This window comes from Rhodococcus sp. AW25M09, assembly GCF_000333955.1.
Taxonomy (GTDB): Bacteria; Actinomycetota; Actinomycetes; order Mycobacteriales; family Mycobacteriaceae; genus Rhodococcoides.
In genome coordinates this window covers 115,099-130,052 of sequence record NZ_CAPS01000072.1, presented here as the reverse complement: position 1 = coordinate 130,052, position 14,954 = coordinate 115,099, and the positions used below count along the sequence as shown (strand labels likewise).

The 14,954-nt window shown below is 64.8% G+C and carries 9 protein-coding genes and 2 pseudogenes; 1 reads left to right on the top strand and 10 read right to left on the bottom strand.

The annotated features are described in order from the left end of the window. Positions 1-114: 114 nt before the first annotated feature. The 10 genes and pseudogenes from RHODMAR_RS14865 to RHODMAR_RS14825 form a co-directional block, all read right to left on the bottom strand. A complete protein-coding gene (locus RHODMAR_RS14865; RefSeq protein ID WP_008715885.1) occupies positions 115-1,620 on the bottom strand; it encodes a glutamate synthase subunit beta in 1,506 nt (501 codons plus the stop codon). Further along, positions 1,613-6,196 (bottom strand): glutamate synthase large subunit, encoded by a 4,584-nt coding sequence (gltB, locus tag RHODMAR_RS14860; protein ID WP_042939338.1) that lies wholly within the window; start codon positions 6,194-6,196, stop codon positions 1,613-1,615. Before gltB ends, RHODMAR_RS14865 begins: the two co-directional genes overlap by 8 nt. 264 nt (positions 6,197-6,460) lie before the next feature. Further along, positions 6,461-7,097: pseudogene (locus RHODMAR_RS29610) on the bottom strand (NINE protein); the annotation flags it as partial. A gap of 51 nt (positions 7,098-7,148) precedes the next feature. Beyond that, positions 7,149-8,066 carry an NINE protein gene (locus RHODMAR_RS14855; protein ID WP_008715881.1) on the bottom strand — a complete coding sequence of 306 codons (918 nt, stop codon included), beginning with the start codon at positions 8,064-8,066 and terminating at the stop codon, positions 7,149-7,151. After that, the gene (lgt, locus tag RHODMAR_RS14850) at positions 8,059-9,084 is read right to left on the bottom strand and encodes a prolipoprotein diacylglyceryl transferase (RefSeq protein ID WP_008715880.1); all 1,026 of its coding nucleotides are present in this window, start codon (positions 9,082-9,084) and stop codon (positions 8,059-8,061) included. The genes RHODMAR_RS14855 and lgt overlap by 8 nt, the downstream gene beginning before the upstream one ends. After that, complete coding sequence (trpA, locus tag RHODMAR_RS14845) at positions 9,081-9,884, bottom strand: tryptophan synthase subunit alpha (RefSeq protein ID WP_008715879.1); 804 nt, start codon at positions 9,882-9,884, stop codon at positions 9,081-9,083. Before trpA ends, lgt begins: the two co-directional genes overlap by 4 nt. Further along, positions 9,881-11,152 carry a tryptophan synthase subunit beta gene (gene trpB / locus RHODMAR_RS14840; RefSeq protein ID WP_442970055.1) on the bottom strand — a complete coding sequence of 424 codons (1,272 nt, stop codon included), beginning with the start codon at positions 11,150-11,152 and terminating at the stop codon, positions 9,881-9,883. Before trpB ends, trpA begins: the two co-directional genes overlap by 4 nt. Before the next feature lie 134 nt (positions 11,153-11,286). After that, complete coding sequence (gene trpC, locus RHODMAR_RS14835; RefSeq protein WP_008715877.1) at positions 11,287-12,096, bottom strand: indole-3-glycerol phosphate synthase TrpC; 810 nt, start codon at positions 12,094-12,096, stop codon at positions 11,287-11,289. 61 nt (positions 12,097-12,157) lie between these two features. Continuing rightward, on the bottom strand, positions 12,158-12,841 hold the full coding sequence (locus RHODMAR_RS14830) for a TIGR02234 family membrane protein (RefSeq protein WP_008715875.1): 684 nt from the start codon (positions 12,839-12,841) through the stop codon (positions 12,158-12,160). Next, a pseudogene (locus RHODMAR_RS14825) lies at positions 12,838-14,407 on the bottom strand (anthranilate synthase component I). Before RHODMAR_RS14825 ends, RHODMAR_RS14830 begins: the two are co-directional and overlap by 4 nt. Before the next feature lie 56 nt (positions 14,408-14,463). Here RHODMAR_RS14825 and RHODMAR_RS14820 point away from each other — a divergent pair. Beyond that, positions 14,464-14,925, top strand: a complete 462-nt coding sequence (locus RHODMAR_RS14820) for a peroxiredoxin (protein ID WP_008715872.1) — start codon at positions 14,464-14,466, stop codon at positions 14,923-14,925. The last annotated feature ends 29 nt before the right edge of the window (positions 14,926-14,954 follow it).

Here is a 14,954-nt window from a genome sequence, read left to right as displayed (position 1 = left end):
GCGTAGCCGCTGAAGGCCACGTTCTCTATCGCAGACATCCCCAGCGCAATAATACCGACGAGTAGCCTCGCTACCGCGCTGCTGAGAGCATCTGCACCGGTTCAGAGACGGGCGTCACACCACGGCCAGGGGTAGCGCAGTGGGGTGAACCGGAGACGGTAATTCCGAGTGTCCGGTGAGAAAAGCATCGACCCCGTTGGCCGCAGATCGACCTTCCGCAATCGCCCACACGACCAACGACGCACCGCGGTGCGCATCTCCGCAGACGAACACACCCGGTGCCGTGGTCTGCCAGTCGGGACCGCACGAGAGGGCTCCCCGCTTGGTCGGTGCCAAGCCGTAGTCGTCGAGCAGCGGACCGTGCTCGACTCCCTCGAAGCCGATCGCAAAAAGCGCCAGATCACAGGGCAGCTCCACTTCTTCCCCGATGGGGGTGACGACTCGTCGGCCGTCGGCGTCGCGCTGCACCTCCACTTCGGCCAACACCATCGCACGCACGTGTCCGCGCTCGTCCCCGAGGAATCGCTGAACTGCTACCTGGTGCCGCACGAGGCCGCCCTCGGCGTGCGCGGGCGAGCTTCGCAGTACCAGCGGCCACGACGGCCACGGCGACAGACTGTCGTCGCGTGCCCCGGGCAGAGCCGGGTTGTAATCGAGTTGGGTGACAGACGCGGCACCCTGACGGTGTGCAGTACCCAAGCAGTCCGCTCCGGTATCGCCGCCGCCGATGATCACCACGTGTTTGTCGGCAGCGGAGATCGACGTGGGTCCGTCACCCTCGCATTCCTTGTTCGACGGCACCAGATGTTCCATCGCCAGATGGATGCCGTCCAGTTCTCGACCGATCACCTCGGTGTTGTCACGGGCCCGCAGAGCTCCGACGGCGAGGACGACAGCGTCGAAGGATTCTCGCAGTTGCTCGACCGTGAAGTCGATACCCACCTCGCAATCGGTGACGAAATGCGTTCCCTCGGCGCGCATCTGCATCAAGCGCTGATCGAGTACCGACTTCTCGAGCTTGAATTCGGGGATGCCGTAGCGGAGCAGCCCGCCCAGGCGATCGTCCCGCTCGTACACGGTGACGTCGTGCCCGGCACGCGTGAGCTGTTGCGCCGCGGCCAATCCCGCCGGACCCGATCCGACGACGGCAACTCGCTTGCCGGTCGTGATCGTCGGCGGCTGCGGAACGACGCTGCCCTCTTCCCAGGCCATATCCGCGATCGTTTGCTCGACCCGCTTGATCGTGACGCTGCCGCCGGTTGCGGCCTCGGAAATCGACAGCACACACGCCGATTCACACGGTGCCGGGCACACCCGTCCGGTGAATTCCGGGAAGTTGTTGGTCGCATGCAGCCGGTCGCTGGCCGCATCCCAGCGATCGCGGCGCACCAGATCGTTCCACTCGGGAATCAAGTTTCCCAGCGGGCAACCTGCAGTGCCGGAGTGACAGAACGGAATTCCGCAGTCCATGCAGCGACGCGCCTGATCGGAGACCTCCGCCGCCCGCTCGCTCGTCGGCTGATGCGAGTACACCTCGTTCCAGTCCTTGACACGCTCGCCGATCGGACGCTTGGCAGCGTCGCGCTTGACGACTTTCAAAAATCCCTGTGGATCAGCCACGTGCAGCCTCCATGATCGCAGCATCGACGTCGCGCCCTTCGGCACGCGCCATTCGAGTCGCTTCCAGCACCCGCTGGTAGTCGACGGGCATGACTTTGGTGAACAGCGCAGACCGGCGAGGCCAGTCGGCCAACAACGACGTCGCGACAGTGGACCCGGTCCAGCGTCGATGCTTGTCGACGGTCTCGCGCAGCCACACCAGATCGTCCGGGTTCGGAACCTGCAGCTCGACCATCGCCATGTTCACGTCGGCCGGATCGAGACCGAGGACGAACGCGATGCCACCGGACATTCCCGCCGCCATGTTTCGACCGGTCGGTCCGAGCACGACCACCCGGCCGCCGGTCATGTACTCGAACGCGTGGTCGCCCACGCCCTCGTTCACCGCCACTGCTCCGGAGTTCCGGACCGCGAACCGCTCCCCGGCCTTGCCGCGTAGGTAGACCTCACCCGAGGTGGCTCCGTACAGAATGGTGTTGCCGGCGATCACGTTGTCCTCGGCAACGAAGGGTGCGTCGGGGGCAGGGCGCACCACGATCCGGCCACCGGACAATCCTTTGCCGACGTAGTCGTTCGCGTCACCGACCAGGTCGATAGTGATGCCCGGCGGCAGGAACGCACCGAGCGACTGCCCCGCCGATCCGGTGAATGCGATGTGAATCGTGTCGTCGGGCAGACCACCCGCGCCGTAGCGTCGGGTGACCTCGGACCCCAGCAGTGTTCCGACAGTCCTATTGACGTTGCGTACCGGCAGCTCCAGCCGCACCGGATGCGCATCCTCCAGCGCTCCCTCGGCCAACTGGATCAGCGTCCGATCCAGCGCGAGATCGAGGCCGTGGTCCTGAGCGCGCAGGCGTCGACGCTGCTTCATCGGTGCACCGTGCGGGTCGACGGGCATCGCGAATATCGGAGCCAGATCGAGGCCCTTGCTCTTCCAATGCGCGACGCCGGCCGCTGTCTCGAGCACGTCGGCATGGCCGACCGCTTCGTCGATGCTGCGGAAACCGAGCTGCGCGAGATACTTTCGCACGTCCTCGGCGATGAACTTGAAGAAGTCCTCGAGGAACTCGGGCTTGCCGGTGTACCGCTTGCGCAGTTCTGGATTCTGCGTCGCGACGCCGACCGGGCACGTGTCGAGGTGGCAGACGCGCATCATGATGCAGCCCGCCACGATCAACGGAGCCGTCGAGAATCCGAACTCCTCGGCACCGAGCAGTGCCGCGACGATGACGTCGCGGCCGGTGCGCATTCCACCGTCGCACTGCACCGTGATGCGATCACGCAGGCCGTTGAGCACCAGCGTCTGCTGGGCGTCGGCCAGGCCGATCTCCCATGGAGCCCCGGCATGCTTGAGGGAGGTCAGCGGCGCCGCACCGGTTCCTCCGTCGTATCCGGAAATCAGCACGACATCGGCGTGCGCTTTGCTGACGCCGGTCGCCACCGTGCCGACGCCGACCGAACTGACGAGTTTGACGTGCACGCGCGCTTTCTCGTTGGCGTTCTTGAGATCGTGAATCAGCTGCGCGAGATCCTCGATCGAATAGATGTCGTGGTGCGGGGGCGGCGAAATCAGGCCCACCCCCGGCGTCGAATGCCGCGTCTTCGCCACCCACGGATACACCTTGTAGCCGGGCAACTGACCGCCCTCGCCAGGCTTGGCACCCTGCGCCATCTTGATCTGAATGTCGGTGGCATTGACGAGGTAGTCGCTGGTGACCCCGAAGCGGCCACTGGCGACCTGCTTGACGGCACTGCGGCGGGTCGGGTCGTAGAGGCGGTCGACATCCTCGCCACCCTCACCGGAGTTGGACCGCCCACCGAGGTTGTTCATCGCCACGGCCATCGTCTCGTGAGCTTCGGCCGAGATAGATCCGTAGCTCATCGCACCGGTGTTGAACCGGGTGACGATCGACTCGACGGACTCCACTTCGTCGAGTGGCACCGGCGGCCTGACACCATCTTTGAACTCGAACAGGCCGCGCAGGGCGCCGCCTTCTCGAGCGAGCCGATCCACCTCGTCGGTGTATTTCTGAAAGACGTCGTATCGGCCGGTTCGCGTCGCGTGCTGCAGCAGGAACACGGTCTCCGGGGTGAACAGATGCAGTTCGCCCTCGCGCCGGAACTGGTATTCGCCGCCGATCTCCAATCGACGGTGAACGCGGTCGGTCGGATTCTCGGGGTATGCCCGCCGGTGCCGTACCTTGACCTCCTCGGCGAGCACGTCGAGACCGACGCCGCCGAGCTTGGTGACGGTGCCCTTGAAGTACTCGCGCACCACTTCGCGATCGAGACCGACGGCCTCGAAAACCTGTGCGCCGGTGTAGGAACCGACGGTCGAGATGCCCATCTTGGACATCACCTTGAGCACACCCTTGCCGAGCCCGTACAGGTAGTTGCGTACCGCGATGGTCCGTTCGACGCCGGTCAGTTCGCCCTCACCCACCAGATCCTCGATCGACTCCATCGCCAGGTAGGGGTTCACCGCGGCTGCACCGAATCCGATCAGCAACGCCAAGTGATGGACTTCGCGCGCATCGCCGGACTCGACGACGAGGGCGACCTTGGTGCGCTCCTTGGTGCGAACCAGATGGTGGTGCACGGCCGAGGTGGCCAGCAGAGACGGGATCGGTGCCCGCGTGTGGTCGGAGTCGCGATCGGAAATGATCAGCGTGGTGTACCCCGCGGCGATCGCCTCCGATGCACCGGCACGCAACTCTTCGATCGCCTCGGCGAGACCTTCACCACCGCGTTCGACCTCGTAGAGCCCGCGCAGGACCGTCGCCGACAAACCGGGATGGTCGCCGTCCTCGTTGATGTGAATGATCTTGTTGAGCTCGTCGTTGTCGAGCACAGGCCAGGGCAACACGATCTGCCTGCACGACGCTGCGGTGGGCTCGAGCAGGTTCTGCTCCGGACCCATCACCCGCGACAGCGACGTCACGATCTCCTCGCGGATCGAATCGAGCGGCGGGTTGGTGACCTGCGCGAACAGTTCGATGAAGTAGTCGTAGAGCTGGCGCGAGCGCTGCGACATCACCGCACTGGGCGTGTCGGTACCCATCGACCCCAAAGGCTCCCCTCCGGATGCGGCCATCGGCGTGAGTACCACGCGGAGGTCTTCTTCGGTGTAGCCGAACGCGACCTGCCTGCGAACCACGGAGTCGTGGTTGTACTGGATGTGTGCGCGCTCGGGCAGGCTCTTGATCTCGAGCAGGCCGGCATGCAGCCACTCCTGGTAGGGATGTTCTGTTGCAAGCTGGAGCTTGATCTCGTCATCGGGAACCAGCCGACCGGCGACCGTATCTATCAGGAACATCTTTCCGGGCTCGAGGCGTCCCTTGGCGACGACCTCGGATTGCGGAACATCGAGCACACCGGCTTCACTTGCCAGAATCACTCGGCCGTCCGCGGTCTGCCACCAACGACCGGGACGAAGACCGTTGCGATCGAGCACGGCTCCGACATAGCTGCCGTCGGTGAACGTCACGCAGGCCGGCCCGTCCCAGGCCTCCATCATCGAGGCGTGGAACTGGTAGAACGCCCGTACCCGCGGGTCCATCGTGCGGTGGTTCTCCCACGGCTCGGGAACCATCATCATGACCACATGGGGCACGCTGCGCCCGCCCAGGTGTAGCAGCTCGAGTACTTCGTCCAAGGACACCGAGTCCGAGGCATCCGGATTGCAGATCGGGAACAACCGCTCGAGGTCACCGGGGATCAGATCGCTCGACAGCAATGCTTCGCGGGCACGCATCCGATTGCGATTGCCCTTGACGGTGTTGATCTCACCGTTGTGGGCAACGTAGCGATGCGGGTGCGCCAGCGGCCACGACGGGAACGTGTTGGTGGAGAATCGGCTGTGCACGATGGCTATGGCACTCATGCACAACGGATTACGCAGTTCCGGGAAGTACAGCGGCAACTGCATCGTGGTGAGCATGCCCTTGTAGACGATGGTGCGCGAGGACAGCGAAGGAAAAAACAGTCCCGACCCCTCGGCCTCGATCTCGGGTGTGACCCGCTCGGAGCGCTTGCGTAATCCGTACACCAGCCGATCGAGTGCGAGACCGGCCGGTCGCGTGCTGTCGACCTCCGGAGCGGTGACGAAGAGGTAGCTCATGTAGGGCATACAGCCCAGTGCGGTGACTCCGACGTCGGCTCGATCCGGATCGACTTCGACCGGAACCCAGCCGAGGACGTCCAGACCTTCTTCGGCCGCAATCGATTCGACGCGCTCGACGGCAACCGCACGCTCTCGGATGCCCTGCGGCAAGAAGCACACTCCGGCCGCGAACGTGTTCTCGCCACCGGCACCGGCCGGAGGCAGATCGAACGGCGCGAGGGAGGCGAGGAGTTCGACGGGAAGCTGAATCAGAATGCCCGCACCGTCACCACTGTTGGGCTCGGCCCCGGCTGCTCCGCGATGTTCCAGGTTTTCCAATGCCAGCACGCCGTCGGCCACGATCGCGTGGGAGCGTCGACCCTCGATGTCGGCGATCATCGCCACGCCGCAGGAATCCTTCTCCAAGCTCGGGTCGTACAGACCTTGCTCCGCAGGCATCCGAGAAAACAGCACCACGATCACCTCCACGTAGGCCGGAGGGTGCGCGAAAGCGGTGCAGTGTCTTCGACGCTGCACCGTCAGTCTCGGCAACCCCGCCGGCTTGTCGGCTCAGACCGACCGGAACGGTCGAACGAGCCGAACTTCGAATGCCTGTCGGGAATTCACCGGGACAGCTCTGGCCCGCGAATGAATCCGGGATCGCTCCCGGATGGCGAAATCCTAGCAGTTGGCGTTCGCATCGATGCAACACAAATGCTGTCGCCGCCGATGCGGTTGTCAGTCGCGCAGGGGTCTGCCGTGTTGATCGCGCACACTGCCCGGTGAGCATCATGATTCCGTCGATCAGCGGCCAGATGCCACCGATGCCACAGGTGAGCCACGTGACTGCTATCTGAGCCACCGCAATTCCCGGCTGATTCAGGTAGAACCGTCCGGCTCCGAACGCGCCCAGCAGGATGTTCAGCAGGCCGGCGGTCAGCTTCTGCTTGTCGGAGAACGGCTCGCCGGTAACCGGGTGCCGGCCATACGGTGCACCCGGGTCCATGAACCCGGGTGCACCTGCGTACTGAGAACCTCCGTATTGAGGACCCCCGTATTGAGGACCCCCATACTGAGAACCTCCGTATTGAGGACTTCCGTAGGGCCCACCCGCATATGGCGGCGGCGTGAAGTACCGACCGGACCCATCGGCGGGAGGCGGGTAACCAGCACCGGGCGGAGGTCCGAATTGCCCACCCCGATCAGTCGCATCGGGAGCGCCGTAATTGGGGGTGCCGTACTCCGGCGTCGCATAGTTCGGGTCGGGTGCGCCGTACACGGGACCGGAGCCTGTGGGAGTGCCCTTCTCGAACGAGATCGTCGGCTCGGACGGATTGGATCCATTCCCGGACGATCCGTCGGAAGGCGGTGTGCCTGACTCACTCACTTCGAGCTCCCTTACGACGTAGCGACACGAACAAGGGCATCAGTCTCGCAGTTTTCGTCCTCGAGGGTCCGGCACATTGCCTACCAGTATCAGAACTCCGTCTATGACGTGCCAGACGAAAAGCGCGAACAACAGGATCAACCCGACGCTGAACACTGCGGTGAGCAGAACCCCGAAGAAGAAGAGCAGTAGTTGCGCGATACCGATCCCGGTACTCCCGAGGTAGAACCGCCCGACTCCCAACCAACCGAGGAACAACTGCAGCAAACCGCCCACGATCTTGGATTTGTCCGACAAAGCCTCGCCGGTCACCGGATCTCGGCCGTACGGCGCGTCGGGACCGGCCCCGAACGTGGGTCCCCCGGGATAGCCCTGGGGCTGACCGAAGTTTTGCTGCTGGCCATAACCCTGCTGCTGGCCGAAGTTCTGCTGCTGGCCATAACCCTGCTGTGGGCCGAAGTTCTGCTGCTGGCCATAACCCTGCTGTGGGTAACCCTGCTGCTGGCCATAACCCTGCTGCTGGCCATAACCCTGCTGTGGGTAACCCTGCTGTGGGTAACCCTGCTGTGGGTAACCCTGTTGTGGGTAACCCTGCTGTGGGTAACTCTGCTGCTGGTAACCCTGGGTCTGGTACCCGGCGGGCGGAGGGAATCCGCCGAGCGGATCGGCGGCGATCCCGTCGGAACTGGGAGCAGGATAGCTCGGTGTGCTCGACCAACCCGGGCCGTTTCCGATGCCCGAGTAGGTATCCCAACCCGGCCCGGTGGAGCCGGTCGGGCCGTGCGAGGGAGCGGACTCCGAGGTGGCGGGCGGCTCCGAGAGTGACGCCTCGGCGGTGGCGTCGTAGTCGAACGGAGTGCCGAACGAGCTGGTCGGCTTCGCTGCGCTGTCACCCGAGTCACCGGCGCGGGAACCGTCCTCCGAATCGGGGCCCGAAGTCTTGTCGAAATCAACCACGCGTACTGCCTTCTTCCTCTGCTTTCTTGTCGGACGCCTGCACCTCGTGCGCGTCGGGCTTGCCTGCATCCACGTCGGCATCGACCGAGTCCGAGTCGGTCGCCGAGCCTGCGGACGTGCTCTCGCGGGCGGCATCGCTCTCGCGATCCTCGTCGTCGTTCGATTTCAGCGTCGCCGGGTCTTCGCGGCCCTTGGTAGCGATCACGAAGTACGCGACGGCCAGGACGAAGATGATGGCCGACGTGAAGCTGTTGATCCGTATTCCGGCGATTTTCGTGGCGAAGTCGTCACGCATCAGTTCCACCCAGAACCGTCCGGCGCAGTATCCGGCAACGTACAGCGCAAACAATCGTCCGTGGCCGATCGTGTACTTGCGGTCGACGAGCACCAGTAGTGCGACGATGGCTACGCTCCACAGCAGCTCATACAGGAACGTCGGATGAACGACTTTCTCCACGAACCCGGTCGAGACGCCGTTCAACGGATCGAGCCGGCCGTTCGCGTCGAGCCGCTCGTAGATTTCCAGGCCCCACGGCTGCGTGGTGGCACGTCCGTACAGTTCCTGGTTGAAGTAGTTACCGATGCGGCCGATCGCCTGCGCCAACAGAATCGGTGGCCCGACGGCGTCGCCGAAGGCAGGCAACGGGATTCCGCGTCGACGGCACGCAATCCAGGCACCGACGCCGCCGAGGAACACCGCTCCCCAGATGCCCAGACCGCCGTTCCAGACGTACAGCGCTTCGATCGGCTGTCCGCCGGGACCGAAGTACGTCTTCCAGTCGGTCGCCACGTGATAGAGACGTCCACCCAAGAGGCCGAACGGGACGGCCCAGACTGCAACGTCGAGGACGGTGCCCTTGGTTCCACCTCGGGCAACCCAGCGGCGATCACCCCACACCACGGAGATGACGATGCCGATAATGATGAACAGGGCGTAGGCCCGTAGAGCGAGTGGTCCGACGTGCCACACCCCCTGGGCAGGGCTGGGAATGTAGGCCAGAATTGCGGTCGACGTCACGACGCTACGTTAGCGGAACGGACACCCGCGGCCAGTTCCGTCGTCAGCTGGCGCACGGCGTCGAGTCCGTTGTCCACTGCACTGACCAACGCAGAACCGACGATGACTGCATCGGCGTAGCGTGCGATCTCCGCAGCCTGAGCACCGGAGCGAACCCCCAGGCCGACGCCGATCGGAATGTCGGAGTGCTCACGGATACGCGCACACAATGCGGGGGCCATCGAGGACACCGCGTCCCGAGCACCGGTGACACCCATCGTCGAGGCTGCGTACACGAAGCCACTACTGACTTCCACAGTGCTGACGAGACGTTCCTCGGTGGACGACGGGGCGACGAGGAAGGTTCGGTCGAGGTCATAGGCCTTCGAGACCTCGATCCATTCCTGCGCCTCGTCCGGAATGAGATCCGGAGTGATGATGCCGAGACCGCCCGCACCGGCCAGGTCTCGGGCGAAGTTCTCGATGCCGTACTTGAGCACCAGGTTCCAGTAGGTCATGACGACCGCTTTACCGCCCGCGGCAGCGACTTTCTCGGTGACGGAAAACACATCTTTGACCCGAGCGCCGGATCTCCTGGCCACGTCTGCTGCAGCTTGGATCGTGGGGCCGTCCATCACCGGATCGGAGTACGGAATACCGACCTCGATGATGTCGCATCCTGCATCGACCATCGTCTCGACCACCTCGATCGAGCGCGGCACCGTCGGAAAACCTGCCGGGAGGTAGCCGACGAGTGCAGCGCGTCCCTCGGCGCGGCACTGCGCGAAAGTGCCGGAGAGGCGAGAGTCGTTGTTGCTCATGGCTTGATACCTGCTTCTTCGTCCACGTTCGGTTCGCCGTCTCCGTCGATCAGACCGAACCATTCCGCCGCGGTGTCCACGTCCTTGTCTCCGCGTCCGGACAGGTTGACCAGGATGATCGCATCCTTACCCAGCTCCTTGCCGAGGGTCAGTGCGCCGGCGATGGCATGCGCGGACTCGATGGCCGGAATGATGCCTTCGGTACGGCACAGCAGCTTGAAGGCATTCATCGCTTCGGTGTCGGTGATGCCCCGGTACTCGGCACGCCCGATGTCGTGCAGGTACGAATGCTCGGGACCGACGCCTGGGTAGTCCAATCCCGCTGAGATGGAATGAGAGTCGACGGTTTGACCGTCCTCGTCCTGCAGGAGGTAGGAGTACGCACCGTGCAGCGCGCCGGGCGTTCCACCGCTGATGGTCGCAGCGTGGCGACCGGTTTCGACGCCGTCACCCGCCGCCTCGAAACCGATCAGGCGAACGTCGACGTCGTCGATGAACGGATGGAAGATCCCGATCGCGTTCGACCCACCGCCGACGCAGGCAGCGATGGCATCGGGCAGCCGTCCGGTGGATGCGAGCACCTGCTGCCGCGCTTCGAGACCGATGATGCGCTGGAAATCACGCACCATGACCGGGAACGGGTGCGGGCCGGCAACGGTGCCGAAGCAGTAATACGTGTTGTCCGCGTTGGTGACCCAGTCTCGGAGCGCCTCGTTGATGGCGTCCTTGAGGGTGCGAGATCCCGACTTCACGGCGACGACGCTGGACCCGAGTAGGCGCATCCGGGCCACGTTCAGCGCCTGACGCTCGGTGTCGACCTCACCCATGTACACGACGCAGTCGAGACCGAGGAGCGCACATGCCGTCGCGGTGGCCACTCCGTGTTGGCCCGCACCGGTCTCGGCGATGATCCGGGTCTTGCCCATCCGCTTCGCCAGCAGAACCTGGCCCAGAACGTTGTTGATCTTGTGAGAACCGGTGTGATTGAGATCTTCTCGCTTGAGCAGGATGCGAGCTCCGCCGGCGTGCTCGGACAAGCGAGCCGCCTCGAAGACCGGGGACGGGCGCCCCGTGTAGTCGCGCTGCAGCCGGTCGAGTTCACCGAGGAACTCGTTGTCACTGCGGACCTTCTCGTACTCCGCGGTGACTTCCTCGATCACACCCATCAGTGCTTCGGGCACGAATCTGCCGCCGTAAACACCGAAATGGCCGCCCACGTCGGGCTCGTGCGGGCTGCGATCGGTGAGGCCGATGCTGCTCTGCGGCAGATCAGCGCCCTTGAAACGGACTGCCTGCGGGGCGTCCACGGTGCCTGAAGAATTGCTGATGCTCACCGGTCCAGTGTGCCCCAACGGCGGACCGCCGCCGCGCTCGGGTCGGGTGCCGGGTCAACCGTGCAGGATCAGCGTGCAGGCTTGGGGCACGACGGATGCGTCCCCGCCGTCACCAGGTCCGAGACGGCGGTCCGTGGATCGCCTGCAGTCACCAAGCCCTCGCCCACGAGTACCGCGTCGGCCCCGGCACCGGCGTAGGCGAGCAAGTCGGCTGTGCCTCGCACTCCGGACTCCGCAACACGAATGATGTCGCTGGGCAACCCCGGCGCGATGCGGCCGAAACTGTCACGATCGATCTCGAGGGTCTTTAGGTTGCGGGCGTTGATGCCGATGACAGTGGCACCCGCCTCGAGCGCACGGTCTGCCTCGGCCTCGGTGTGGACCTCGACCAACGCCGTCATGCCCAGCGACTCGGTGCGATCGAGCAGAGACGTCAATGCATCTTGCTCGAGTGCCGCGACGATCAGCAGAATGACATCGGCACCGTGGGCCCGAGCCTCGTGGATCTGGTACGGACCGACGATGAAGTCCTTGCGCAACACGGGAATCGAGACGGCTGCCCGCACCGCGTCGAGGTCTGCGAGAGATCCGTGAAAGCGACGCTCCTCGGTGAGGACACTGATGACTCGGGCACCGCCCTGCTCGTAAGCGCGAGCCAGAACCGCAGGATCACCGATATCGGCCAACGCACCCTTGGACGGGCTGGCGCGCTTCACTTCGGCGATGACGCCGATGCCGTCCTCGCGAAGGGCTGCGGCCGCATCGAGAGGTGCCGGAGCTGCTTTCGCTGCTGCTTTGACGGCGGCGAAATCGACCACCGATTCACGCGCGGCCACGTCGGCCCGCACACCGTCGAGAATCGAGTCGAGAACAGTCATGGTGCCCCCAGTCCTTTCTGAGCGTCGACATTCGATGTGAGGAATCTCATCGGCGTCCGACCTAGCGTAGAGGGCCGTGTCCGTCCGACGAACGCGGGGTACCGGACTCGTCGGTAGGGTCTTCGCCGGCATCGAGCGCATCCCACATCATGCGTTCGGTGAGGTCCTCACCCTCGTCCTGCGCGGCATCGCCGGCCGAGGAACTGCGAGCTCGGCGAGCGACTTCGTCACGTCGCACTGCCGGGGCGTCGTACTTGGACGAGAGTACCTGCGAGGCAAATGACTTCCGAATCGACACCACGGCCGCAGCGAAGGCACAGAGTGCGCCGATCAGGGTGACGATCGCCGGCAGAACCGACACGTCCGTCATCGAGACCTGAGCCCTGGCCGGAAGTTCGGCCAGCGCCGCGGCCTCGGTGTCGGATGCACCTGCGGTCAGCAGTCGAACGGCCGGAATTGCGGCCGCCACGGCCACCACCGCGATCAGCACGGCCAGCACGCGAGAAGCCCACCCGCGCACCGCGAACGACGCGGCTACCGCCGCCAACAGCACCAGAGCCAGCGGTGTGGTGGCCGCAGCCCAGGTACTGCCGAGAAGATCGTCGGTACGACTTTCTCCGAGACCGTCGGAGGACGCCACCCGAACCCACGTCATTCTCGACGCGCCCCACAGGCACGCCGCGGCCACGATCAGCAGGGCGACAGGCACAGCGGCCGAGCCACGACGACCGGATCCCTCGGTCATCGGCCACCGACCTCACGCAGAGATTCTGCTGCCGCCACTGCCCCCAGCACGGCCATCGCCTTGTTTCGCGCTTCGTCGTCCTCGTATTCCGCGACCGAGTCGGCCACCACACCCGCACCGGCCTGAACGTAGGCCGTGCCGTCCTTGATCAGGGCAGTGCGAATGGAAATGGCGGTGTCGGCGTCGCCGGCGAAATCGAGGTAGCCGACGATGCCGCCGTAGATGCCGCGTCGCGTCGGCTCGAGCTCGTCGATCAATTCCATCGCGCGCACTTTCGGTGCGCCCGACAGGGTGCCCGCCGGGAAGCAGGCCTTGACCGCGTCGAGCGCACGCTTGCCCTCGGCCAGACGGCCGGTGACCGTAGACACCAGATGCATGACATGGCTGTATCGCTCGATGTGGCGGTAGTCGCTCACCCGAACCGTGCCGGGAGCACAGACGCGCCCCAGATCGTTGCGACCGAGATCCACGAGCATCAAGTGCTCGGCGTTCTCCTTCTCGTCGGCGAGCAGATCCTTCTCGAGCAGCACGTCCTCTTCCTCGGACGTGCCGCGCCAACGCGTACCGGCGATCGGATGAGTAGTCGGCGAGACCGTCGACGACCGTCACGAGTGCCTCGGGGCTCGAACCGACGATGGAGAAGGCCGTCTCGTCGTTCTCCCCCGGAACGTGCATCAGGTACATGTACGGGCTGGGGTTGGACGCTCGCAGCATCCGATAGATGTCGAGCGGCGACGCCTCGGTGTCCATCTCGAAGCGCTGCGAAAGCACCACCTGGAATGCTTCCCCGGCTTCGATCTCCTCCACCAGGCGGGCGACATCTGCACCGAAGCCCTCGGAGGTTCGCTGCCGACGAAACTGTGGCACTGACTTGGAGAATGTGGAGACGGTGGAAGCGGCAGGCTTCGACAGGTCGGCACACATCCGGTCCAGCCGGCGAACCGCGTCGTCGTACGCTCGGTCGACATGCTCGTCGGAGCCGTCCCAGTTCACCGCGTTCGCGATCAAGGTGATCGAGCCCTCGTGGTGGTCGACCGCCGCCAGATCGGTAGCGAGCAGCATGACCATCTCGGGCACACCGAGATCGTCCTGCGCGTGTTCGGGCAGCTTCTCGATGCGCCGCACCGAGTCGTAGCCGAGATAGCCGACCATGCCACCGGTCAACGGAGGCAGGCCCGGTACACGCTCCGAATGCAGTAGCTCCAGCGTCCGCGCCAGCACTTCGAGGGGATCGCCGTCACTCGGCACACCGGCGGGAACATTTCCGCGCCACACCGCCTCGCCGTCGACCACGGTCAACGCCGCCGGGGCACCGGCACCGATGAACGACCACCTCGACCACGACCGGCCGTTCTCGGCCGACTCGAGCAGGAAAGTTCCGGGCCGGTCCGCCCCGAGTTTGCGGTACGCCGACAACGGAGTTTCGGAGTCGGCCAACACCTTTCTCGTCACCGGCACGACTCTGTGCTCGGCGGCGAGCTGCCGAAACACCTCGCGGGAGGTGGTCGAGTCCGAGTCGTCGGTGTCGGGGGTGGGACTGGGGTCGGTGGTCGTCTCGCCGTGCATTGCCCCATCCTCCCAGGTTCGGCAGCAAGGTCGTCGCTCGCGGTAACCTGCCGAACATGAAACCTGGCGAGCTCGTTCCCGATTTTTCCCTGCCGGACCAGACCGGTCGGACCCGAACGCTGACCGAATTGCTGACGGATGGTCCGATAGTGCTGTTCTTCTACCCTGCCGCGTTCACCCCTGGCTGCACGGCCGAAGCATGCCACTTCCGGGATCTGGCCAACGAGTTCGCCGATGTCGGAGCCACCCGGGTGGGTATCAGTAACGATGCCGTCGCCAAGCAGGCCGAATTCGCCGCGTCCAAATCGTTCGACTACCCACTGCTCTCCGACGAGGACGGCACCGTCGCCACCACATTCGGGGTCAAGCGCGGCCTGCTTGCCAAGCTTTCCCCGGTCAAGCGCGCAACTTTCGTCATCGGCACCGACCGGAAAGTACTCGAAACCTTCTCGAGCGAAGTACGGTTCGAAGCTCACGCGGACAAAGCTCTGGAATACCTGCGCGCACATCGCACCTAGAGCGCTGTTCGAGGTGATGCCTCGGATGG

Bases quoted from the DNA above. Each gene is read 5' to 3' on its own strand.
- trpA (WP_008715879.1), bottom strand. From the start codon at position 9,884: ATGAGCAACAACGACTCTCGCCTCTCCGGCACTTTCGCGCAGTGCCGC.
- trpC (WP_008715877.1), bottom strand. From the start codon at position 12,096: ATGACTGTTCTCGACTCGATTCTCGACGGTGTGCGGGCCGACGTGGCC.
- RHODMAR_RS14830 (WP_008715875.1), bottom strand. From the start codon at position 12,841: ATGACCGAGGGATCCGGTCGTCGTGGCTCGGCCGCTGTGCCTGTCGCC.
- RHODMAR_RS14820 (WP_008715872.1), top strand. From the start codon at position 14,464: ATGAAACCTGGCGAGCTCGTTCCCGATTTTTCCCTGCCGGACCAGACC.